Source organism: Sphingomonas sp. Leaf257, from assembly GCF_001422185.1.
GTDB lineage: Bacteria > Pseudomonadota > Alphaproteobacteria > Sphingomonadales > Sphingomonadaceae > Sphingomonas > Sphingomonas yabuuchiae.
This window is the reverse complement of record NZ_LMMH01000032.1, coordinates 1-19,675: the sequence shown is the minus strand read 5'-3', so window position 1 is coordinate 19,675 and position 19,675 is coordinate 1. Positions and strand designations below refer to the sequence as shown.

Sequence of the window (19,675 nt, the reverse complement as noted above, 5' to 3'; positions counted from 1 at the left end):
CGGGGCCCGGCGGCGGGTTAGCCTCCGGCGATCGGAGGGGGGCGAAGATGCTGGCACGGTGGCGGGGACTCGTGGCGCTGGGGCTTGCCCTTGTGACGGGACAGGGGGCGTGGGCGCAGACCGCCAACCCCATGCTGAAGGCCCATGCGGCGGGCATTCGCGACGCCGCGCATGAACGCAATGTGTCGCTGGGGCGTCTGGACATCGCGGTCGAACAGCTCGGCAGCGTCGTCGAAACGACCATCTCCGCCGCCTTCGTCAATCCCGAGGCGGCGCAGCTGGAGGGTGATTTCCGCCTCACCCTGCCCGAAGGCGCGGTCGTCACCGGCTATGCCTTGGATATTGGGGGGCAGATGGTCGACGGCGTGCTGGTCGATCGTCCGCGCGCCAAGGCAGTCTATGAAGCGCGGGTCCGCCAGCGGATCGATCCCGGACTGGCCGAAGTGAGCGCGGACAATGTCTTTTCGACGCGCGTCTATCCGATCTGGCCCGGCCGTGGGCGGACGATCCGGGTGCGTTTCGTTGCGCCCGTGGGGGCGGGGGGCTGGCGCCTGCCGCTCGGGTTCGACGGTGCGGTCGGCGACTGGTCGATCCGCATCCATGGCAGCGGCACCGTGGCAAAGCCTTTGGTGACGCTGGGCGAGACGCCATTGGCGATCACGACGGACGGCGAAGGCTGGGGCGGCGTGGTGAGCGGCAAGGACAGGCCGTTGTCGGGCGCGCTGGCCATTGCGCCCGCTCGCGCCGCCGATCTGGTCGTCAGCACCCATCATAATGGCGAGCGGGATCTGGAACTGGGCGGCGACCTGCCCGCCGTTACCGGGAACGAGATGACTCCGGCGCATCTGCGCATCTACTGGGATCGTTCGCGCTCGCGGTTGAAGGCCGACACGGCCCGCGAGATCGCGGTGGTCCGCGCGACGATCGACCGCTGGCACCCCGCCAAGGTCGAGCTTGTCGCCTTCAACAGCAGCGGGGCGCAGACCAAAAGCGTCACCACCGCCGGTGAAGCGGCGGCGTGGCTGGGCGCGCTCGATTATCGCGGGGCGACGGGCTTCGCGCCGCTGTCGCTGGGCGGTCCCGCCGACCGCTGCCTGATCTTCACCGATGGCCGCGCAACCATCGACCGCGATGCCACGATCACCCCGCGTTGCCCGCTGGATGTGGTCAGCAGTGCGGGCAGCGACGACCGTGCCTGGCTGGGGCATCTGGCGCGCGTGCATGGCGGGCAACTGATTCTGCTGGGCGACGATCCGGCGGCGGCGCTGGCGCTGTTGCAGGCCGGAGGGCCGGGCGTGATCGCCGTCACCGACCGCGACGATCGCCCCTTGCCCTTCGTGCAGCTGGCCACCGCCCAGGGACGCTGGGCGGTGCTGGTCCGTGCGCCGGGCTTCGGGCCGGTGAAGATCCGGCTGGGTGCGGGGCAGGAACTGATCCGCGCCATCGATGGCGGCGGCGAGACTCCGGCCTTTGACGGTCCGGGGGCGCTCCTAGCGCAGGATGCACTGGCGACGCTGGGCGCAACCGAGCAGCGCGACGCCTATGTGGCGCTCAGCCGCCGCTATGGCATTGCCAGCCCCAGCCTGTCCTTCCTCTTGCTGGAGAGTGTGGGCGATTATCTGAACGCCAAGATCGATCCGCCCGCGACCCTGCCCTCCGAATGGCGCGACGATTATGCCCGCCAGCGCAAGGCGATGGAGGCGGATGACGCCCGCATCGCGCAGCGCCATTTCGATCAACTGCTCAGAGAGTGGCAGGACGAGGTGGCGTGGTGGAAGACTCGGTTCGACCCCGCTGCGCGTCCCAATCGGATTGCGACCTCGCGCAGTTTCGACCGGACCGGACCGCCTCCGACGACGGTCGTCACACCACCGCCGATGGTCAACGTCCCCTCGGCTGCGCCGCCTCCGCCGCCCCCGCCGCCGCCCCCGCCAGCGCCGGAAATATTCGTCATGTCGGCCCCTGGAGCACCTCCGGCCCCTGCGGCTCCCCCGGCCCCACGCATCAGTCAGGCGACGGACAACATCGCCGTGACCGGCGCCGCCACGCGCATGACCCCGGCGGCTCCCTCGGTGCAGATCGACGCGTGGCAGCCCGCTCGGCCCTATCTGGAGCTGTATGACGGCAAGCCCGCCGATTTCGCCGAACGCTTCCGCGAGGCGGAGGCACGGCACGGGGCCTTGCCGAACTTCTATCTCGACACCGCCGCCTGGCTCGCCAGGCGGGGCCGTGTGGCCGAGGCCAGCGAGATGGTTTTGTCGGCGCTGGACCTGCCGACCGCCGACGACACGACGCTGGGCATGGTCGCCGACCGGCTGGAGCGGTATGGCGACTGGGACCGCGCGGTCGAACTGCGCGAGCGGCAGGCGGTGCTCGATCCCGACCGGCCGCAGCCGCGCCGCCTACTCGCGCTGACCCTCGCGCGCCGTGCCGCCGTCCGTCCGGCCCAGGCCAAGGCCGACCTGACCCGCGCGATCACCCTGCTCTATGAGGTCGCGACCAGCCCGCAGGCCGAGTCATGGGACGGCATCGACCTGATCGCGCTGAACGAGGCCAATGCGATGCTGCCGCGCCTGCGCAAGCTGGGCGGCAAGGTGGAAATGGACCCGCGCCTGGTCATGCTGCTCGATGTCGATGTCCGCGTCGTCATCGACTGGACCACCGATGGCTCCGACATGGATTTGTGGGTCGACGAGCCGACGCGCGAGCGGGCGATCTACAACAACAACCGGACCGCCATCGGCGGACGGCTGTCACGGGACATGACGCAGGGCTATGGGCCGGAGGAATATATGATCCGCGCGGCACCCCCGGGCACCTATACGGCGCAGGCCGATGTCTTTGCCCCCGACCGGATCGATCCCAACGGCGCGACCATCCTGACCGCGCACCTGTTCCGCAATTTCGGGCGGGCGAACGAGACGGTCGACAGCGTCGATATCGAACTGAAGCGCGATGAAAAGGGCGCGCGGATGATCGGCCGTATCGTCGTGCCGGGCAAGCCGGTGTCGAGCAGGATACCGGCGAAGGACGCAGTGCCGCTGCCCTGATCGGGGCGCGCGCTATGGCTGGTTTTACGAAGCGATAAGGGTGTAGGGGCGGACCATGGCCGAGCAGAGTCCGCCCTTCCCGTCATTCCGCAAATGGACGCCCGCGCGTTATCGTGCGCTGCTGCGGGCGCAGGGGCCGGGATCGGTCAAGTTCCGCACCCGGCTGGCGATCCTGATCGGCGCGGTCGCGATCGGGCTGGCCGCGACGGTCTTTGCCGAGGCGGCGGATGCGGCGGGCGAGATCTTCAGTCACTTCGTGCACCGTTATCACTGGGCGCCGCTGGTCGTGACGCCGCTGCTGTTCGCGGGGCTGGTCTGGATCACGCGCCGGTTCGCGCCGCTCGCGCGCGGGTCGGGCATTCCGCAGGTCATGGCTGCGCAGGCCGATCCCGAGCGGGCGACCGGCGGGTTGGTGTCGATTCGCACCGTCGTCGCCAAGGCCGGGCTGACGCTGGCGGCGGTGCTGGGCGGTGCTTCGGTCGGGCGCGAGGGGCCGACCGTGCAGATCGCCGCTGCCATCATGGGGCTGACCCACCGCCTGTTGGGCGTGCCGCTCCGCGGTGCGGTGCTGATCGCGGGCGGCGCGGCGGGCGTCGCGGCGGCGTTCAACACGCCGCTGGCCGGGCTGCTCTTCGCGATCGAGGAATTGGCGTCCGCCTATGAGCAGAAGGTCACGCTGCTGGTCATCGCCGCCATCGCGATCGCGGGCATGGTCGCCCAGTCGGCGCAGGGGGATTATGTCTATTTCGGGCTGATCGGCGCGCATATGCCGATCGTCACCGCACTGGTCGCCGCGCCGGTCGCCGGGATCGTCGGCGGGCTGGCGGGCGGCGGCTTTGCCCGGCTGATGCTGATGATGGCGACCGGCACCAACCGCGTGACCCTGTGGAGCAAGCAACGTCCCATCCTGTTCGCCGCGCTGTGCGGCGTCGTGGTCGCCGGGCTGGGCGTCGGCACCGGCCTGACCTGGGGTACCGGTTACGGCGCAGCGCGGGCGATGATCGTCGGGGTCGATGCGCCGCTCTGGTACGGCCCGGCCAAGTTCCTCGCGACCCTGTCGACCGCCGTCGCCGGGCTGCCCGGCGGCATCTTCGCGCCGTCGCTGTCGGTGGGCGCGGGGCTGGGCAATCTGTTGCGCTCGGTCTTTCCGGACTCCCCCGCCTCGGCGATCGTGATCCTCGGCATGGTCGGCTATTTCGCGGGCGTCGTCCGCGCGCCGCTGACCGCCGTCATCATCCTGTCCGAGACGACCGCCAGCCGCGGCCTGATGCTGCCGATGTTCGCCACCGCCTTCATCGCCGACGGGGTCAGCCAGCTGGTATGCCGCGAGAAGCTGTATCACGGCCTGTCGCGGACCTTCGCGATGCGGTGATCCGCTATTCCTCTCCTACGGGGGAGGGAGGCCTTGATGGACCTGACCCAGTGCGATCCCCGCGAGGTTCTGCGTCCGCTTGATATGGCGCAGCCGGAACCGGGGCGGGCGGGGGAGGGCCGACCACTCGGCGAAATGCGCGATATGCGCGGGGGGCACCCGCACCTTGCCGTTTGCCTGCGCCACCACCGCCGCCGCATCGCCCAGCAACAGCGCATCGATCAGCCCCGCCTCATGCGCCGCGCGGGTCGCGGCGATGAGCGCCAGCCATTCGGCGGTCATGCTGGTGCCGAGCCCCAGATCGCGGACGATCCGGGCGCGGCCGCCGATCACCACGGCATATTCCATCCCGCCGGGGCGAAGCCCGCCGTCGAAGAAAATCTTCAAGGCGTACCGATGCTGCGCGCGACCGCCTCGGCCGTCTTGATGCCGTCGACCGCCGCCGACAGGATGCCGCCCGCATAGCCAGCGCCTTCGCCCGCCGGGTAGAGGCCATAGGTGTTCAGGCTATGCCCATCCTCGCCGCGTGTGAAGCGAACGGGCGAGGAGGTGCGCGTCTCGACGCCGGTCATCACCACGTCGGGGTGGTCGTAACCGGCGATCTGGCGGCCGAAGACCGGGATCGCTTCGCGCATCGCCTCGACCACGAAGTCGGGCAGGCATTCGGAGAGGTCGGTCGGCGTCACGCCGGGGCGGTAGGACGGCGTGACCGAACCCAGGCTGGTCGAGGGCCGCTTCGCCAGGAAGTCGCCGACCCGCTGCGCCGGGGCCTTGTAGTTGGAACCGCCCGCGACATAGGCGCGCTCCTCCCAATGGCGTTGCAGCGCCAGCCCCGCCAGCGGATCGCCGGGGAAGTCGCGTTCGGGATCGATCGCGACGACGAAGCCCGAATTGGCGTTACGCTCGTTGCGCGAATATTGGCTCATGCCGTTGGTCGCGACGCGGCCCTCTTCGGACGTGGCGGCGACCACCGTGCCGCCCGGACACATGCAGAAGCTGTAGACCGTCCGCCCGTTCTGGCAGTGGTGCGAGATGTGATATTCGGCCGCACCCAGGATCGGATGCCCCGCCTGATGCCCGAAGCGCGCGCGGTCGATCCACCCTTGCGGATGTTCGATGCGCACGCCGATCGAAAAGGGCTTGGCCTCGACATACACGCCCGCCGACTGGAGCATCGCGAAGCTGTCGCGTGCGCTGTGCCCGATGGCGAGGACGACGTGATCCGCCTCCTGATAGCCGCCGCCGTTCAGGTGCAGCCCGCGCACCCGGCGCGTGCCCGACCCGTCGGTCTCGACGTCCAGTCCGTCGACCCGGGTGGAGAAACGATATTCGCCACCCAGTTCCTCGATGGTCGCGCGCATGCTCTCGACCATCGTGACCAGGCGGAAGGTGCCGATATGCGGATGCGCCTCGGTCAGGATTTCGGGCGGTGCACCCGCCTTGACGAACTCGGTCAGCACCTTGCGGTTCAGGTGGCGCGGGTCCTTGATCCGGCTGTAGAGCTTGCCGTCCGAAAAGGTGCCCGCGCCGCCCTCGCCATATTGCACGTTGGATTCGGGATTGAGCACGCTCCTGCGCCACAGGCCCCAGGTGTCCTGAGTCCGCTCGCGTACCACCTTGCCGCGCTCCAGGATGATCGGCCGGTATCCCGCCTGCGCCAGCACCAGCGCGGCGAACAGGCCGCAGGGGCCCGCGCCGATCACGACCGGGCGCTTGGTGCCCGGCGGCGGCGCGCTGGGCAGGTGATAGCGGGTGTCGGGCGTGCGCTGGACATCGCGGTCGCGGCGGAACCGCTCCAGCACGGCTGCTTCGTTCTTCAGGTTCACATCGACCGAATAGACGAGCTGGATATTGTTCTTGTCGCGCGCATCATGCCCGCGCCGGGCGATCACGAAGCGGACCAACTCGCGCGGCGTCACGCGCAACCGGCGACAGATGGCGGCGGGTAGGGCCTCGTCCGCATCGTGGAGAGGCAGTTTCAATTCACTGAGGCGGATCATCCCGCGCGCCATACAGAATTGCACGCGCTCCCGCCATCGCGCTGTGCGGCGAGGACGGGAGGCGGATCTAGCGCCCGCCGACGGCGTGGCTCAGCGGGGTTTCGGGGAAGGTGGGTTCCGCCAGGATTTCGGCCTGGAGTGCGGGCCAGCGTTCGCCGAACCAGTAATCGCCGCGTTCGGCGCGCTGGATCGGGTCATGTGCGGTCGCGACATTCTCGATCGCGACCGGCCCGTGGCTGGGAATGTCGAAGAAGACGCGCACGACCGGCATGGTCGGACATTCCCCTTCGCGCACCACGATGCCCAGCCGGTTGGACCGCAGCCGGACCAGCGCGGCAAAGGGCTGGATGCCCAGATTGGCGATGAAGGCGCGCAGGGTCTCGGGATCGAAATGGCCGTCCCATTCCAGCATCTGCGCCAGCGCCTCGTGCGGTGACCAAGCGCGCTTGTACGGGCGGATCGAGGTCACGGCGTCATAGACGTCGCAGACGGACGAGATACGGACGAACTGGCTGATCTCGTCGCCGCGCAAGCCGTCGGGATAACCGGCGCCATCCATCCGCTCGTGATGATGGCGGCACACGTCCAGGATGCGCGGGTCGAGGTCGTTCATGTCGCCCAGGATCCGATGGCCCAGGCCCGGATGGCGGCGGATCTCCACCATTTCCTCGGCGGTCAGGCGACCGGGCTTGTCGAGGACATCGGCGTCGATCTGCATCTTGCCGATGTCGTGCAGCAGTCCGGCCATACCGGCGACGTGCACATCCTCTTCGCTGAGGCCCAGATGACGCGCGAGATTCATCATCAACGTGCCGACTGCGACCGAGTGGATATAGATATACTGGTCCCGGTCCTTCAGCCGCGTGACCGCGATCATCGCGGCGGCGGACTTGGCGGTCGTCTCGGCAATGTCCTCGACGATCGGGACCAGGTCGCGGGTGCGGATGGTACGCCCGAGCCGGGCCTCGCCGAACAGCTGGGCCACGGCGGCGGCGGCGCGCGCGGATACGGCGCTGGCCCGCTCCACCTCGGTCGCGGGCTTGGCGCGACGCGGACGCAGGGCCGTGACAATCGGCTTGGTGATCGACTCGACGACGGGCGCGAGGACAGGCTCGGGCGTATCGGTGGCAGCGATCATCATGGGGCCGCGCCCCTTGGTCAGGTCGATGGTGACGGACGGCACCGATGCGCGAATCTTCTCCAGATCGTCCGGCTCGGTCAGGAGGAAGGACTTTCGCCAAAATGGATTGTGGATCCACGAGCAGTGCAGTGCATGGATGTACATGCCAAGCGCGACCTGTCGGCTCTCGATCTGGAGGTATCGATTCGTGGTCGGCTGCTCTTTCATCCCGAAAATCTTACCGTTGTGTCGTAAAATTTTCGTTTCGGGAGAAGCGAAATCCGGATGCGGAAGGCGCCGTGAAGCGACCCAACCAATTGTCCATTTTCGGCAGTTCCGTCGGGTCTGCTCGACCGGGAGCGGATCGGTATGCTCGGCGAGCCAGCTATAACATCAACATGATAATCATTAGCAATCGCATTGACAGTGCGAATGTTTCGCAATAGCCGATGCCCTCGAAGGGGAAACATTCATGTCGCATTCGTTCATCGCATTGTCGTGCGTGGGCTTTCTGGCCACCGCGCCGCATGTCGCCGCCGCAGAGACCGGCCCCCGCGCCGACAGCGCGCCGCCGCCCGCCGCTGTGGCCAAGTCCCAGGATTCGACCGGCGCGCGCGACGTGATCGTCACTGGCCAGCGCGGCACCGGCGCCGCGGTCCTGGAGAGCCCGAAGGCCACTGCCGCGTTGCTCGACACGCCGCAGACGATCACCGTGGTCAGCGAGCAGACCATCCGGAAGCAGAATCTCCAGACGCTTCGCGACGTGCTCCAGACGCTGCCGGGGATCACCTTCGGCGCGGGCGAGGGCGGCGGCGGTTACGGCGACTCGATCAACCTGCGCGGCTATTCGGCCAGCAACGACATCACCATCGACGGCGTCCGCGACAGCGCGCAGTACAGCCGCACCGATCCGTTCAACCTGCAGCAGGTCGAGGTCTATAACGGCGCGAACAGCGTCTTCAACGGATCGGGTTCGGTCGGGGGCACGATCAACCTCGTCTCCAAGGTGCCCACGCCCGAGACGCTGACGATCATGCAGGGCTCGGTCGGCACGGACAATTATTATCGTGGCGCGATCGACAGCAACGTCCGCGTGTCGGATCTGGTCGCGGTGCGCCTGAACGGCGCATACCACCATAACGACGTGCCCGGCCGCGATGTCGAGAAGATGCAGCGCTGGGGCATCGCGCCCTCGGTCACGATCGGCATTGGCGGGCCGACCAGCCTGACTCTGGCCTATGTCCATCAGGAGGATCGCAACACGCCGGTTTACGGCATCCCCTGGTTCGACAATGGCCTGGTCGATGGCTTCGTGCCGGGGGCTAAGCGCTCCAGCTATTTCGGGATCGCCAATCTCGACCGGCAGGACAGTACGGTAGACCGCTTCACCGCGACCTTCCGCCACCAGATCGACGAGCATTGGAGCGTGCGCAACCTGACCCGCTGGCAGCAGGTGACGCAGGATAGCGTCACCTCCGCGCCGCAGGGGACCTTCTGTCTCGCCGCGACCAACCGCCAGCCGGTGACGGCGACGCCGGGCGCCACGATCGGTGCGGCATGCCCGGCCAATCTTCCGGCGGGCTTCTACCAGCCTTCGGGCCCGCGCGGACTGGTGCGCGATCAGCAGAACCAGATGCTGACCAACCAGATCGACCTGCGCCATGAGGCAGGCGCCAAGGGCGGCCTCCACAATGTCCTGAACATCGGCATGTCGGGCATGATCGAGAATTACCGCCTGACCCAGGGGTCGCTGCTACGCAACGCGGACGGCAGCGTCGTGGCGCAGCCCGCGATCGATATCGCCAACCCGAACACCAACTATACCGGCCCGATCAACTTCGTGGCTACCGCCCAGTCGCGCAGCGAGACGCGCAACCTGGCCGTCTATGCCTTCGACACGCTGGCGCTGAACCGCTTCTTCGAGCTGAACGGCGGCGTGCGTTGGGAATATCAGGAAGCGAATTTCCGCGCCCTGCCGCTGGCGGCGGCCAATGCGGGTCAGCTCGCCTATCAGCCGCAGGTCAGCCGGGAGAAGCTGTTCTCCTGGCGGGTGGGCGCGGTGTTCCACCCGGTCGAGAATGTCAGCGTCTATGCGGGCTATGGCAATGCCAAGACGCCGTCCTCGACGACCGTCCGGCTGGGCTGCGGCGTGCCGTCGACCGCGACCGCCGCGAACCCCTGCGCCGTGGCACCGGAAACCGCGAAGAACTATGAGGCGGGGGTGAAGGCCGGGCTGTTCGGCCGTCGCCTGGAGCTGACCGCCGCGGTCTTCCGCAACGAGCGGACCAATTACCGCGTGCCCTCCAACGATCCGGCGCTGCCGGTGGGCCTGCAGGTGCTGGACGGGCGCAGCCGGGTGGACGGCATCGCGCTGGGTGCGTCGGGATCGATCACCCCGGCCTGGACGATCTTCGCCAACTATACCTATCTCGACGGCAAGGTGCTGCAGAGCATCTCGAACCGCGACAAGGCGGCGGGCGTGCTCGATCCGCAGGCAGGCGCCGAGCTGGTCCAGACGCCCGAGCATTCGGGCAGCCTGTTCACCACCTACAAGCTGCCTTTCGGCCTGGAGGTCGGTTACGGCCTGACCTATCAGGGATCGTTCGCGACCAACTTCCCCGTCGCGGGGAATCGGGTGCAGTTCCATGTGGACGATTATCTGATCCACCGCGCCTTCCTGGCCTATACCATCGCCCAGCGCTGGACGATGCAGCTCAACGTCCAGAACTTCACCGACGAGAAATACGTCACGGGCGTGCGCAACAATATCAACGGCACGACCGGCAACATCACCGGCGGCTGGGCGATCCCCGGCGACCGGCGTCAGGCGACGCTGAGCCTGTTCTACAATTTCTGATCGGGCTAGCCTTCGTCCATGCTGATCGTCCTTCCCGATATCCTCGATCCCGCCGGGGTCGCCCAGGTCCGCCGCGTCATCGATGCGGGAGCCTGGGCGGACGGCAATGCCACCTCCGGCCCGCAGGCGGCGCTCGCCAAGCGCAACGAGCAGTTGCCGGAGGATTCGGGGGCGGCGGTTGAGGCGGGACGGATGGTCCTCGACGCGCTGGGGCGGTCGCCGCTGTTCGTGGCGGCGGCGCTGCCGCTGAAGGTCTATCCGCCCTTGTTCAACCGTTATGCGGGCGGACAGGCGTTCGACGTGCATGTCGACAATGCGGTGCGGCTGAAGCGGGGCAGCGACTTCCGGATGCGCTCCGACCTGTCGCTGACCCTCTTCCTCGAGGACCCGGACGCCTATGACGGCGGCGAGCTGGTGGTCGAGGATCTGTACGGCGAACAGCGGGTGAAACTGTCCGCCGGAAGCGCGGTCCTCTACCCCGCCTCCAGCCTCCACCGGGTCGAGCCCGTCACGAAGGGCACGCGCGTGGCGTCCTTCCTGTGGATTCAGTCGATGGTCCGCGACGATGGCGAGCGGCGCATCCTGTTCGACCTGGATCGCGCGGTGCAGCGGGTCGGCACGGACAAGGGGCAGGGGGATCGTTCGGTCGTCGAGCTGACCGGCGTCTACCACAATCTGCTGCGCCGCTGGGCCGACGCATGACCGCCGCGACCCTCCCCAAGCCCAAGAAGCGCAAATGGCGCAGCTGGTGGTTGAAGCAGTTCCATACCTGGCACTGGATCAGCGCGGCGGTGTCGCTGGTCGGCATGATGTTGTTCGCGATCACCGGGCTGACGCTGAACCACGCCGCCAGCATCTCGGCCAGCCCGAAGACGGTGCAGAAGAGCGGGCTGCTGGCCCCCGGCCTGCGGCCGTTGCTGGCCAACCCGAAAACGAATGACGCCCCCTTACCGACGCGTGTCGCGGAGGCGGTCGAGAGTGCGGTCGATCTGAACCCCGCCGGACGGCCGGGGGAATGGTCGGACGGCGAGGTCTATGTCGCCATGCCCCGCCCCGGCGGCGATGCCTGGGTCAGCATCGACCGGGCAAGCGGCGCCATCACCTCGGAGCGGACCGATCGCGGTTGGGTCTCCTACCTCAACGACCTGCACAAGGGGCGCAATGCCGGGACCGCCTGGTTCTGGTTCATCGACGTCTTCGCGGTCGCCTGTATCGTCTTCACCTTGACCGGACTGCTGCTGCTCCAGATGCATGCGCGGCACCGGCCCTCGACCTGGCCGCTGGTGGCGGCGGGGTTCCTGATCCCGGCGGCGATCGCCGTCTTTGTCCTGCACTGATGGAGAATATCACGATGCGATCGACCGCTATTCTGGCGCTGGGCGCGGTGGCACTGCCGGGGGCGGCGGGCGCCGCGACGGTGAACGTCACCATTCCGCGCCTCAACGTCGCCGAATATCACAAGCCCTATGTCGCGGTCTGGCTGGAGCCCGCCACAGGCGGTCCGGCGCGCACGCTCGCCATCTGGTACGACGTCAAGAAGACGGGCGGGGAGCCGGGCACCAAATGGCTGTCCGACCTGCGCGCCTGGTGGCGGAAAGGTGGGCGCAGCATGGCAATGCCCGCCAGCGGCATCAGCGGCGCGACCCGTGCGCCCGGCACCCATGCCATCCCGCTGCCCGCCGACCTGAAGCCCGGCCAGTATGTCCTGAACGTCGAGGCCGCACGCGAAACCGGCGGGCGCGAACTGGTGCAGGTGCCGCTGACCGTACCCAATCCGAACGCGCGGGCGAGCGGCAGCCATGAACTGGGCGCCGTGACCGTTTCGGCACGCTGACACAGGGGAGGATCATCATGAAGAATCATCATATCAAGCTGCTCGCCGCCGCCGCGCTGCTGGCGATCCCCGGCCTCGCCTCGGCGCATCGCATGTGGCTGCTGCCCTCGGGCACGATCTTTTCGGGGACCGATAGCTGGGTGACGGTCGACAGTGCCGTCTCCAACGACCTGTTCTATGCCGACCACCAGCCCGGCCGGACCGAATGGGTGAAGGTATGGCAGCCCGATGGCACGCCCGGGCGGATCCAGAACGGCTCGACCGGACGCTATCGCTCGGTCTTCGACGTGCAGCTCGACAAGCCCGGCACCTGGAAGATCGGCAGTGCCATGTCGGGCATCATGGGCAGCTTCAAGGTCGACGGCGTCGAGAAGCGAGTCGGCGGACGGGGCGGCCCGCCGGGGGCGAACGGCGTGCGCCAGCCGCCGCTGACCGTCGCCGACATTCCCACGAACGCGACCGACGTGACGCTGACCGAGACGAGCGCGCGCAACGAGATTTTCGTGACCGCAGGAGAGCCGACCCGCACCGTTCTGAAACCCGAGGGCAAGGGGCTGGAGTTCGATCCCGTCACCCATCCGGACGAACTGGTCGCGGGCGAGACGGCGAAGTTCCGCTTCCTGGTCGATGGCAAGCCCGCGCCGAACCTGAAGGTCACGATCGTCCCCGGTGGCAAGCGTTACCGCGACGCCGAAGGGGCCAAGGAGGTGACCACCGACGCGCAAGGCGTGCTGTCCTACGCTTGGCCGGCGGCGGGCATGTACTGGTTGAACGCGACGCTGACCGACGACAAGCCCACGGCCCCGCGCGCGACGCAGCGGCGGATGAGCTACACCACCACCCTCGAAGTCATGACCCCGTAACCATGCGCATCGTCCTGCCGCCCCGGATCGACCCGAACGCCGTGGCGAACGGCGATCCGGCGGCCATCGTCACGCTGGGCGGCGAGACGATGGGGACGATGTGGCGGGTGCTCTATGCCACGTGCGACGTGCCCGGCGCGCAAGGCGTCGGCGCGACCGTCCAGGCACGGCTCGATGATCTGGTCGCGCAGATGAGTCACTGGGCACCGGATTCCGTGCTTTCGCGATTCAACCGTTCGGCACCGGATAGCTGGTGCAGGCTGCCACCCGATTTCGCGGCGGTCATCGACACGGGGTTGCGCGTCGCGGCGCTGAGCGGCGGTGCCTTCGATCCGGCGATCGGCTATCTGGTCGATCTCTGGGGTCATGGGCCGAAGGGCCCACAACCCGAGCCCGATGCGGCGGCGATCGAGCAGGCCCGGTCCAACAGCGGCTGGCGGCATCTGCGCTGGAATGCCGAAGGGGCGATGCTGTGGCAGCCGGGCGGCGTAGCGCTCGACCTGTCGGGCATCGCCAAGGGCTATGCCGCCGATGCGGTCGCCGACATGCTGGCGGGGCTTGGCTTTCGGCATTGTCTGGTCGAGGTGGGCGGCGAACTGGTCGGGCGCGGCATGCGGCCCGATGGCGATCCCTGGTGGGTCGACCTTGAAACCCCGCCGGGCGTCGATCTGCCGCCGATGCGCGTGGCGCTGCACCAGATGGCGGTGGCGGGCAGCGGGACCTATCGCAAGGGCGAACACGGCCTGGACCCGCGTTCCGGGTACCCGCCGACGAACGGCGTGATCGCGGTCCATGTCATCGCCGAGACCGCGATGCTCGCCGATGCGCTGGCGACCGCCGTCGCGGTGTTGTTCCCCGACCTGTCGGCGCTGGCGCCGATGCAGGTCGCCGCCCGTATCCTGGTTCGTCGGGGTGACGGGGCGGAAGAGGTTCTGACCGAGCCGTTACAAAGGCTGCTCGGCTAAACCTCCACCCTCACCCTTCCGGCGCTTTGCGCCTCCCTCCCTCTCCCATCGGGAGAGAGAAGGGGCCCACCCGCGATAGCGGATGGGAAGGGTGAGGGCGGTCCTTAGAACCGCCCCCTGAGCGTCACGCGAACGTTGCGCGGCGCGCCCGGCATCGTCCACACATCGGCATAGCTGCTGGCGATATAATAGGTGTCGAACAGGTTCTCGAGGTCGAGCCGCACATCGAAGCGCGGGTTGACCGCCCAGCTCGCATCCAGCCGCGCGATGGTATAGGCGGGCAGGCGATAGCCGCTGGCGAACGGATCGCCGTTGCGCGCACCCACATGCGTCACGCCGCCGCCCAGCGTCACCGTGCCCAGCCGCTGATGCAGGTCGAGCGCCGCCAGATGCTTGGGCACGTTGGACAGCATCGTGCCGATCAGCGCCGCATTCTTGTCGTTGCGCACCGTCGCATCGGTATAGGTATAGGTGGCGGTGCCGGTCAGCCCGCCGGTCAGGTGCAGGTCGGCGACCGTCTCGACACCCCGCGACCGCTGGCGGCCGATCTGCGTCTTGACGAAGACGTCGATGGCATTGGGGTTCAGCACGTTGCGCTTGGTCATGGTGAACAGTGCGGTCTGACCGGTCAGCGCGCCGCCGAACAGGCTGTACTTGGCGCCGACCTCGGTCGAACTGCTGTGCTCGGCATCGAAGCTGCTGACCCCGTCCGAGGGATTGAGGCGCAGCGACTGGCCCCAGCTGGTGAACAGCGAAAATTGCGGACTCGCCGCCCAGGTCAGCGCGGCGCGCGGCGTGATGCCGCGATCGACGGTGTCGAGGACCAGATTGCCGCGCACATAATTGGTCATCGTCTCGCGGAAATTGTTCCAGCGCGCACCGACCAGCGCGGTGAAGTCGCCGAAGCGGATCAGGTCCTGCGCATAGATGCTTTCGCTGCGGAAGGCGTGGTGACGGTCCTGAAACGCCGTGGGTACCGGCAGCGGCTGGCCATAGACAGGGTTGAAGGCGTCGATGGTCAGGATCGGCGCGCCCGGCCGCCCGCGCGCCTGGTCCATGCGGAAGTCCAGGCCGTGGCGCACCCGGTCCACCCCGACGCGGATGTCGTGCGACAGGCCCAGCCAGTCGACCTTGGCGGTCAGCTCCGCCCGCGCCGTCAGGTCCTGCCAGCGAAAGTCGTGGAAACGCCGCGACCGGCCGATCGTCCGGCCATCGGCCTGCACCCCCCGCGCGCCGAAATCGACCTGGGTCGCATAGCCGGTCAGGAAGCCGTCGCGGCTCGACAGCCCGGCTTCCAGCGAGATGCGGTCGCTCAGCGCAGCAAAGACGCTGCCCTGCTGCCACAGCATCCGCTGGGTCATGCGACCATCGGCGGGCTCGCCTAGGAACGTATCGCGGTCCATCGCACGCGCATTGCCCCTGATCGCCGCCACGCCGCGGTCGATCGGCGCGCGGTTGCGCATGAACTCGCCCTGATAGAGGAAGCGCAGATCCTGGCTCGGCGTGAAGGACAAGGACGGCGCGATCAGCAGCCGGTCGGTGTGGACGGTATCGCGAAAGCTGTCGCCTTCCTCCGCCACGCCGATCAGTCGCGCCGACAGGGTGCTCGTCACCGGGCCGCTGATATCGCCGGTCGCCCGCACCCGGTTCCAGCTGCCATAGCTGAGCGAGGCCTCGCCTTGGCGGGTGGGCGTAGGTGCCTTGGTGACGATGTTCAGCGACCCGCCCGGCTCGCCCAGCCCCGACAGCGCGGCGGCGGCGCCCTTCAGGAATTCGAAGCGTTCGACCGTGGCGACATCGACCGGCGCGTTGAAGCCCAGATTGCTGCTGAAGCGGTTGATGAGGATATCGGGGCCGCTATTCTCGTTTCCGGCAAAGCCACGAATGGCATATTTGTCCCACAGCCCGCCAAAGTCGTTCTGCCGCGACACGCCGCCCGCCAAGTCGATCGTATCGTCCAGCCGCGTCGCGCCGGTCCGGTCGATGATCGCACGGTCGATGACGCGCAGGGACTGGGGATAGCGGTTGGGTGCGGTGTCGGTCCCGGTGATGCTGGCATTGGCGTCACGCAAGGCGGTGACGACGATATCCTTCTGATCGTCGCTGCCGCCATCGACCGGGGCGGCCAGCGTCTGCGCCACCGCACCCTGGCTGATCGCCACTCCGGCCAGCAGAATCGCGCGCCAGATCACCTTCGACATATACGGCCCCCCAATCGATTTCGGCGCGGCCAATATCGATAATGCTAATAACTCTCAATCAGAAATTGGACCTGTTTTGGTTTTGGCGGCGTGATGACGAAGCGTGTCACGCGCATGCCATGTGATGCAGCCATGACCCGCGGGCGGCGTTGCGCCATGGTGTAAGTCTATGAAGGGTAATGAGAATGACGGTGGTGCGGCGAACGATTCGGGGTGTGGCGCTGGCGGCGGCGGGGCTGCTCGCGGCGACGGGGGCGATGGCCGAACCGATCCCCGAACCGATCCCCGAACCGATCCCCGAACCGATCAGGGTCATGACCTTTAACGTACGCTATGCCTCGGACGAGGGTGCGACGCGCTGGGCAGTGCGGCGGCCGGTAATGGTCGAACTGATCCGCCGCGCCGCGCCCGATGTGATCGGGACGCAGGAACTGCTCCAGCGGCAGGGCGACGACCTGACCCATGCGCTGCCCGGCTATCGCTGGTTCGGGCGCGACCGGCGGGGCGGGCATGACAATGAGCATATGGGCATCCTTTATCGCCCCGACCGGCTGACCCTGGTCGAGCATGGCGATTTCTGGCTGTCCGAGACGCCGGACGTCGTCGGCAGCCAGAGCTGGGGCACCGACCTGCCGCGCATGGCGAACTGGGCGGTGTTCGAGACCAAGGGGGCGAAGCCGCATCGCTTCCTGTTCCTCGACACGCATCTGGCGCACCGCGACGAGGATGCCGAGGCGCGCGACAAGGCGGCGGCGCTGATCCTGGCGCGGCTGCCCGCGCTGGCGAAGGACCTGCCGGTGGTGGTGGCGGGCGACATGAACGCGCGGCCCGACACGGCCGCCTATCGCCGCTTCGCGGCGACGCTGACCGACGCCTGGCCCGCCGCCGCGCGGCGCGAGGGGCCGGAGATGACCTTTCACGACTTCACCGGCACGCCCGACCGGCGCATCGACTATCTGTTCGTGCGCGGCTTCCGCACGCAGGCGATCGCGACCGATAGCTATCACCGGGGCAAGACCTATCCCTCGGATCATTTCCCGGTCGCAGCGACGCTGACGTTCGAGGATGAGACGCGCTGACCAAAGCGATTCCTCCCCTGCAAGGGGAGGTGGCAGGGCGAAGCCCTGACGGAGGGGTATCACCCTATCGAGAGCGGGACACCCCTCCGACGCGCTGCGCGCGCCACCTCCCCTTCCAGGGGAGGAATGGACGCCGCGTTTCCCGATAGCGTTATCATTTGCCCGCTCCTATGATCGCGATACGAGCCTTGGCAGCACGGAATTGTGGTTTCGCCGGGCATAGGAGAGGGATGACATGCGGATGGGGCATTCATGGTCCGGCGCCGGGCGGCGTGTGGGTTTGGCGTTGCTGCTGGGCACGGCGGCGGCCTGGCCCGTCATGGCGGAGGCGCGACCGCGCATCCTGACCCCGATGAGCGCCCATGCCGTCCTGCAACGCGACCGCCCGATCGTCGTCGAGGGCGCGGCCCATGCGGGCGAGGGCGTCACCGTGACGCTGGGTGGTGCCAGCGCCACCGCGACCGCCGATGCCAAGGGCCGTTGGCGCGCGACCCTGCCTGCCATGGCGGCGACCGCCACCCCGCTGACGCTGACCGCGACGGGCAAGGACGGCGCTGTCGACACGATGGACGACCTGCTGGTCGGCGATGTCTGGCTGTGTTCGGGCCAGTCCAACATGGAATATCCGACCAAGCAGGCGCTGAACGGCGAGGGGCTGGTCAAGGGCGCGGCCAATGACCGTATCCGCCTGCTCGATATCGCGCACCATGTCGGCCTGTCCGCCGAGGAGCCGCTCGAGAAGCGCCCGGTCTGGGCCGCCGTCTCGCCCGCCAGCGTCGCCGACTTTTCGGCCGCCTGCTATCTGATGGTCAAGGATCTGGCGGCCAAGGCGAATGTGCCGATGGGCGCGATCGATTCGAGCTGGGGTGGGACCAAGATCCTGCCCTGGATCGCCGCGACCGATGCGCGCAAGCTGCCCGGCCTGTCCGCCGATGCCGACCTGCTGGCGCTCTATGCCCGCGACCATGCGGCGGGCTTGCGCGCGTTCGGCGACCGCTGGGGCGAATGGTGGCGCAAGGCGAGCGGGACGAAACGCGGGCAAGAGCCGTGGAATGCCCCCGACCGGCTGAACTGGACCCCGGTGCCCAAATTCGGCCCGTGGGAGGAATGGGGCGTTCCCGAACTCGCCGACTATAACGGGCTGGTGTGGTTCCGGCAGGGTTTCGACTTGGCCCAAGCCCCGACCGGTGACGGCGTGATCGAACTGGCCGGGATCGACGAGCTCGACACCGTCTGGGTCAATGGCGTGGTCGTCGGCGCGACCTTCGGCTGGGGCGACTGGCGGCGTTACACCGTGCCGCGCTCGGCATTGAAGAAGGGCCGCAACGAGATCGTCGTCGGGCTGGGCGACACCTATGGTCCGGGCGGCATGTTCGGGCCCGGTGACAAGATCCAGTTCACGCCCGCAGGCGGCCAGCCGATCCCGCTCGGCACCGGCTGGCGCTATTCGGTCTACAAGGCGAACGACCAGAGTTATCCGCGCAGCCCCTGGGAGAGCCATGCGGGGCTGGGAACGCTGTATAATGGCATGATCGCGCCTTTGGGGCCGATCGGATTGAAGGGCGTCGCCTGGTATCAGGGCGAATCCGATGTCGGCCGCGCCGATTATGGCGACCGGCTGGCGGCGTTGATGACCGGCTGGCGACGGCAGTTCCAGAGCCTCGAACTGCCGTTCCTGATCGTCCAGCTTGCCAATTTCGGTGCGCCGCCGGTGAAGATCGAGAACAGCGCCTGGGCGGCCCTGCGCGAGACGCAGCGTCTGGCGGTGCTGCGTGATGCGCATGCGGCGCTCGCGACGACGATCGACATCGGCGTGCGCAACGACATCCACCCGGCGGACAAGAACGAACTCGCCAAGCGGCTGGTCTTTGCGCAAGGCCGCCTGGAGGCGGGCGACCGCGCCAATGCGTCCGGACCGATGATCGCCTCGGCCACCCGCGCGGGGGGCGAGGTCGTGCTGCGCTTCGACGGGGTGCAGGGCGCGCTTCATGCTTGGAGTGCAGGCTCGCCGATCGGCTTCGAGTTGTGCGATGCGAGCGCCTGTCGGTATGCGAATGCAAGCGTGAACGGGGCGGAGGTACGGCTGGCCGATGCGCGGCCAGGCGATGTCCGCGTGCGCTATGCCTGGGCCGATGCGCCGGTGGTCAATTTCTATGACGAAGCCCCGCATCCGGTGGTGCCGTTCGAGGCGGTGATTACGGGGAATTGATCCAATATTCCTCCCCTTGCAGGGGAGGGGGACCATGCGCAGCATGGTGGAGGGGTGTCCCCGCTGGCCGTGACACCCCTCCGTCCGTATCCTTGCGGGCGGCGCGCCGGACGTGCTGGTCACCG

The 19,675-nt window shown here is 68.0% G+C and carries 14 protein-coding genes; 10 read left to right on the top strand and 4 right to left on the bottom strand.

What is annotated here, in order from left to right:
* The first annotated feature begins 47 nt into the window (after positions 1-47).
* Both ASF14_RS12945 and ASF14_RS12940 read left to right on the top strand, forming a co-directional pair.
* Positions 48-3,050 carry a VIT domain-containing protein gene (locus ASF14_RS12945; RefSeq protein WP_056435584.1) on the top strand — a complete coding sequence of 1,001 codons (3,003 nt, stop codon included), beginning with the start codon at positions 48-50 and terminating at the stop codon, positions 3,048-3,050.
* A gap of 55 nt (positions 3,051-3,105) precedes the next feature.
* The gene (locus ASF14_RS12940; RefSeq protein WP_056435579.1) at positions 3,106-4,422 is read left to right on the top strand and encodes a chloride channel protein; all 1,317 of its coding nucleotides are present in this window, start codon (positions 3,106-3,108) and stop codon (positions 4,420-4,422) included.
* A gap of 15 nt (positions 4,423-4,437) precedes the next feature.
* Here ASF14_RS12940 and ASF14_RS12935 read toward each other — a convergent pair whose 3' ends face one another.
* The 3 genes from ASF14_RS12935 to ASF14_RS12925 all read right to left on the bottom strand — a co-directional run bounded on the left by ASF14_RS12935 (position 4,438) and on the right by ASF14_RS12925 (position 7,770).
* On the bottom strand, positions 4,438-4,809 hold the full coding sequence (locus tag ASF14_RS12935) for a reverse transcriptase-like protein (protein ID WP_236697062.1): 372 nt from the start codon (positions 4,807-4,809) through the stop codon (positions 4,438-4,440).
* The gene (locus ASF14_RS12930; RefSeq protein WP_056436344.1) at positions 4,806-6,422 is read right to left on the bottom strand and encodes an NAD(P)/FAD-dependent oxidoreductase; all 1,617 of its coding nucleotides are present in this window, start codon (positions 6,420-6,422) and stop codon (positions 4,806-4,808) included. Before ASF14_RS12930 ends, ASF14_RS12935 begins: the two co-directional genes overlap by 4 nt.
* Before the next feature lie 67 nt (positions 6,423-6,489).
* A complete protein-coding gene (locus ASF14_RS12925) occupies positions 6,490-7,770 on the bottom strand; it encodes an HD-GYP domain-containing protein (RefSeq protein ID WP_056435576.1) in 1,281 nt (426 codons plus the stop codon).
* 244 nt (positions 7,771-8,014) lie between these two features.
* Here ASF14_RS12925 and ASF14_RS12920 point away from each other — a divergent pair, with 244 nt between their 5' ends.
* Genes ASF14_RS12920 through ASF14_RS12895 form a run of 6 tightly spaced genes read left to right on the top strand, consistent with a single transcriptional unit; the run spans position 8,015 to position 14,061 of the window.
* Positions 8,015-10,399, top strand: coding sequence for a TonB-dependent receptor (locus tag ASF14_RS12920; protein WP_056435574.1), 2,385 nt, complete (start codon positions 8,015-8,017; stop codon positions 10,397-10,399).
* A gap of 18 nt (positions 10,400-10,417) precedes the next feature.
* Positions 10,418-11,101 carry a Fe2+-dependent dioxygenase gene (locus ASF14_RS12915; protein ID WP_056435571.1) on the top strand — a complete coding sequence of 228 codons (684 nt, stop codon included), beginning with the start codon at positions 10,418-10,420 and terminating at the stop codon, positions 11,099-11,101.
* Positions 11,098-11,736, top strand: a complete 639-nt coding sequence (locus ASF14_RS12910; protein WP_056435567.1) for a PepSY-associated TM helix domain-containing protein — start codon at positions 11,098-11,100, stop codon at positions 11,734-11,736. The genes ASF14_RS12915 and ASF14_RS12910 overlap by 4 nt, the downstream gene beginning before the upstream one ends.
* A gap of 14 nt (positions 11,737-11,750) precedes the next feature.
* Positions 11,751-12,233 (top strand): DUF2271 domain-containing protein, encoded by a 483-nt coding sequence (locus ASF14_RS12905; protein WP_201780593.1) that lies wholly within the window; start codon positions 11,751-11,753, stop codon positions 12,231-12,233.
* Between the two features lie 17 nt (positions 12,234-12,250).
* The gene (locus tag ASF14_RS12900; protein WP_056435561.1) at positions 12,251-13,096 is read left to right on the top strand and encodes a DUF4198 domain-containing protein; all 846 of its coding nucleotides are present in this window, start codon (positions 12,251-12,253) and stop codon (positions 13,094-13,096) included.
* Between the two features lie 2 nt (positions 13,097-13,098).
* Positions 13,099-14,061: an FAD:protein FMN transferase gene (locus ASF14_RS12895; RefSeq protein ID WP_236697061.1), complete on the top strand. Its 963-nt coding sequence runs from the start codon at positions 13,099-13,101 to the stop codon at positions 14,059-14,061.
* 104 nt (positions 14,062-14,165) lie between these two features.
* Here the strand turns inward: ASF14_RS12895 and ASF14_RS12890 are convergent, their stop codons facing one another.
* Positions 14,166-16,262, bottom strand: a complete 2,097-nt coding sequence (locus tag ASF14_RS12890; protein ID WP_056435559.1) for a TonB-dependent siderophore receptor — start codon at positions 16,260-16,262, stop codon at positions 14,166-14,168.
* A 185-nt stretch (positions 16,263-16,447) separates the two neighbouring features.
* Between ASF14_RS12890 and ASF14_RS12885 the strand changes: the two genes are divergently transcribed.
* Both ASF14_RS12885 and ASF14_RS12880 read left to right on the top strand, forming a co-directional pair.
* A complete protein-coding gene (locus tag ASF14_RS12885) occupies positions 16,448-17,341 on the top strand; it encodes an endonuclease/exonuclease/phosphatase family protein (protein ID WP_056435555.1) in 894 nt (297 codons plus the stop codon).
* Positions 17,342-17,576: 235 nt separating this feature from the next.
* The gene (locus ASF14_RS12880; protein WP_056435553.1) at positions 17,577-19,550 is read left to right on the top strand and encodes a sialate O-acetylesterase; all 1,974 of its coding nucleotides are present in this window, start codon (positions 17,577-17,579) and stop codon (positions 19,548-19,550) included.
* The last annotated feature ends 125 nt before the right edge of the window (positions 19,551-19,675 follow it).

What these genes read in the sequence shown, in the direction of transcription:
- ASF14_RS12920 (WP_056435574.1), top strand. Translation starts at nt 8,015, where the DNA reads ATGTCGCATTCGTTCATCGCATTGTCGTGCGTGGGCTTTCTGGCCACC.
- ASF14_RS12890 (WP_056435559.1), bottom strand. Translation starts at nt 16,262, where the DNA reads ATGTCGAAGGTGATCTGGCGCGCGATTCTGCTGGCCGGAGTGGCGATC.
- ASF14_RS12910 (WP_056435567.1), top strand. Translation starts at nt 11,098, where the DNA reads ATGACCGCCGCGACCCTCCCCAAGCCCAAGAAGCGCAAATGGCGCAGC.
- ASF14_RS12885 (WP_056435555.1), top strand. Translation starts at nt 16,448, where the DNA reads ATGACGGTGGTGCGGCGAACGATTCGGGGTGTGGCGCTGGCGGCGGCG.
- ASF14_RS12930 (WP_056436344.1), bottom strand. Translation starts at nt 6,422, where the DNA reads ATGATCCGCCTCAGTGAATTGAAACTGCCTCTCCACGATGCGGACGAG.
- ASF14_RS12945 (WP_056435584.1), top strand. Translation starts at nt 48, where the DNA reads ATGCTGGCACGGTGGCGGGGACTCGTGGCGCTGGGGCTTGCCCTTGTG.
- ASF14_RS12880 (WP_056435553.1), top strand. Translation starts at nt 17,577, where the DNA reads ATGCGGATGGGGCATTCATGGTCCGGCGCCGGGCGGCGTGTGGGTTTG.
- ASF14_RS12915 (WP_056435571.1), top strand. Translation starts at nt 10,418, where the DNA reads ATGCTGATCGTCCTTCCCGATATCCTCGATCCCGCCGGGGTCGCCCAG.
- ASF14_RS12895 (WP_236697061.1), top strand. Translation starts at nt 13,099, where the DNA reads ATGCGCATCGTCCTGCCGCCCCGGATCGACCCGAACGCCGTGGCGAAC.
- ASF14_RS12905 (WP_201780593.1), top strand. Translation starts at nt 11,751, where the DNA reads ATGCGATCGACCGCTATTCTGGCGCTGGGCGCGGTGGCACTGCCGGGG.
- ASF14_RS12900 (WP_056435561.1), top strand. Translation starts at nt 12,251, where the DNA reads ATGAAGAATCATCATATCAAGCTGCTCGCCGCCGCCGCGCTGCTGGCG.
- ASF14_RS12925 (WP_056435576.1), bottom strand. Translation starts at nt 7,770, where the DNA reads ATGAAAGAGCAGCCGACCACGAATCGATACCTCCAGATCGAGAGCCGA.
- ASF14_RS12940 (WP_056435579.1), top strand. Translation starts at nt 3,106, where the DNA reads ATGGCCGAGCAGAGTCCGCCCTTCCCGTCATTCCGCAAATGGACGCCC.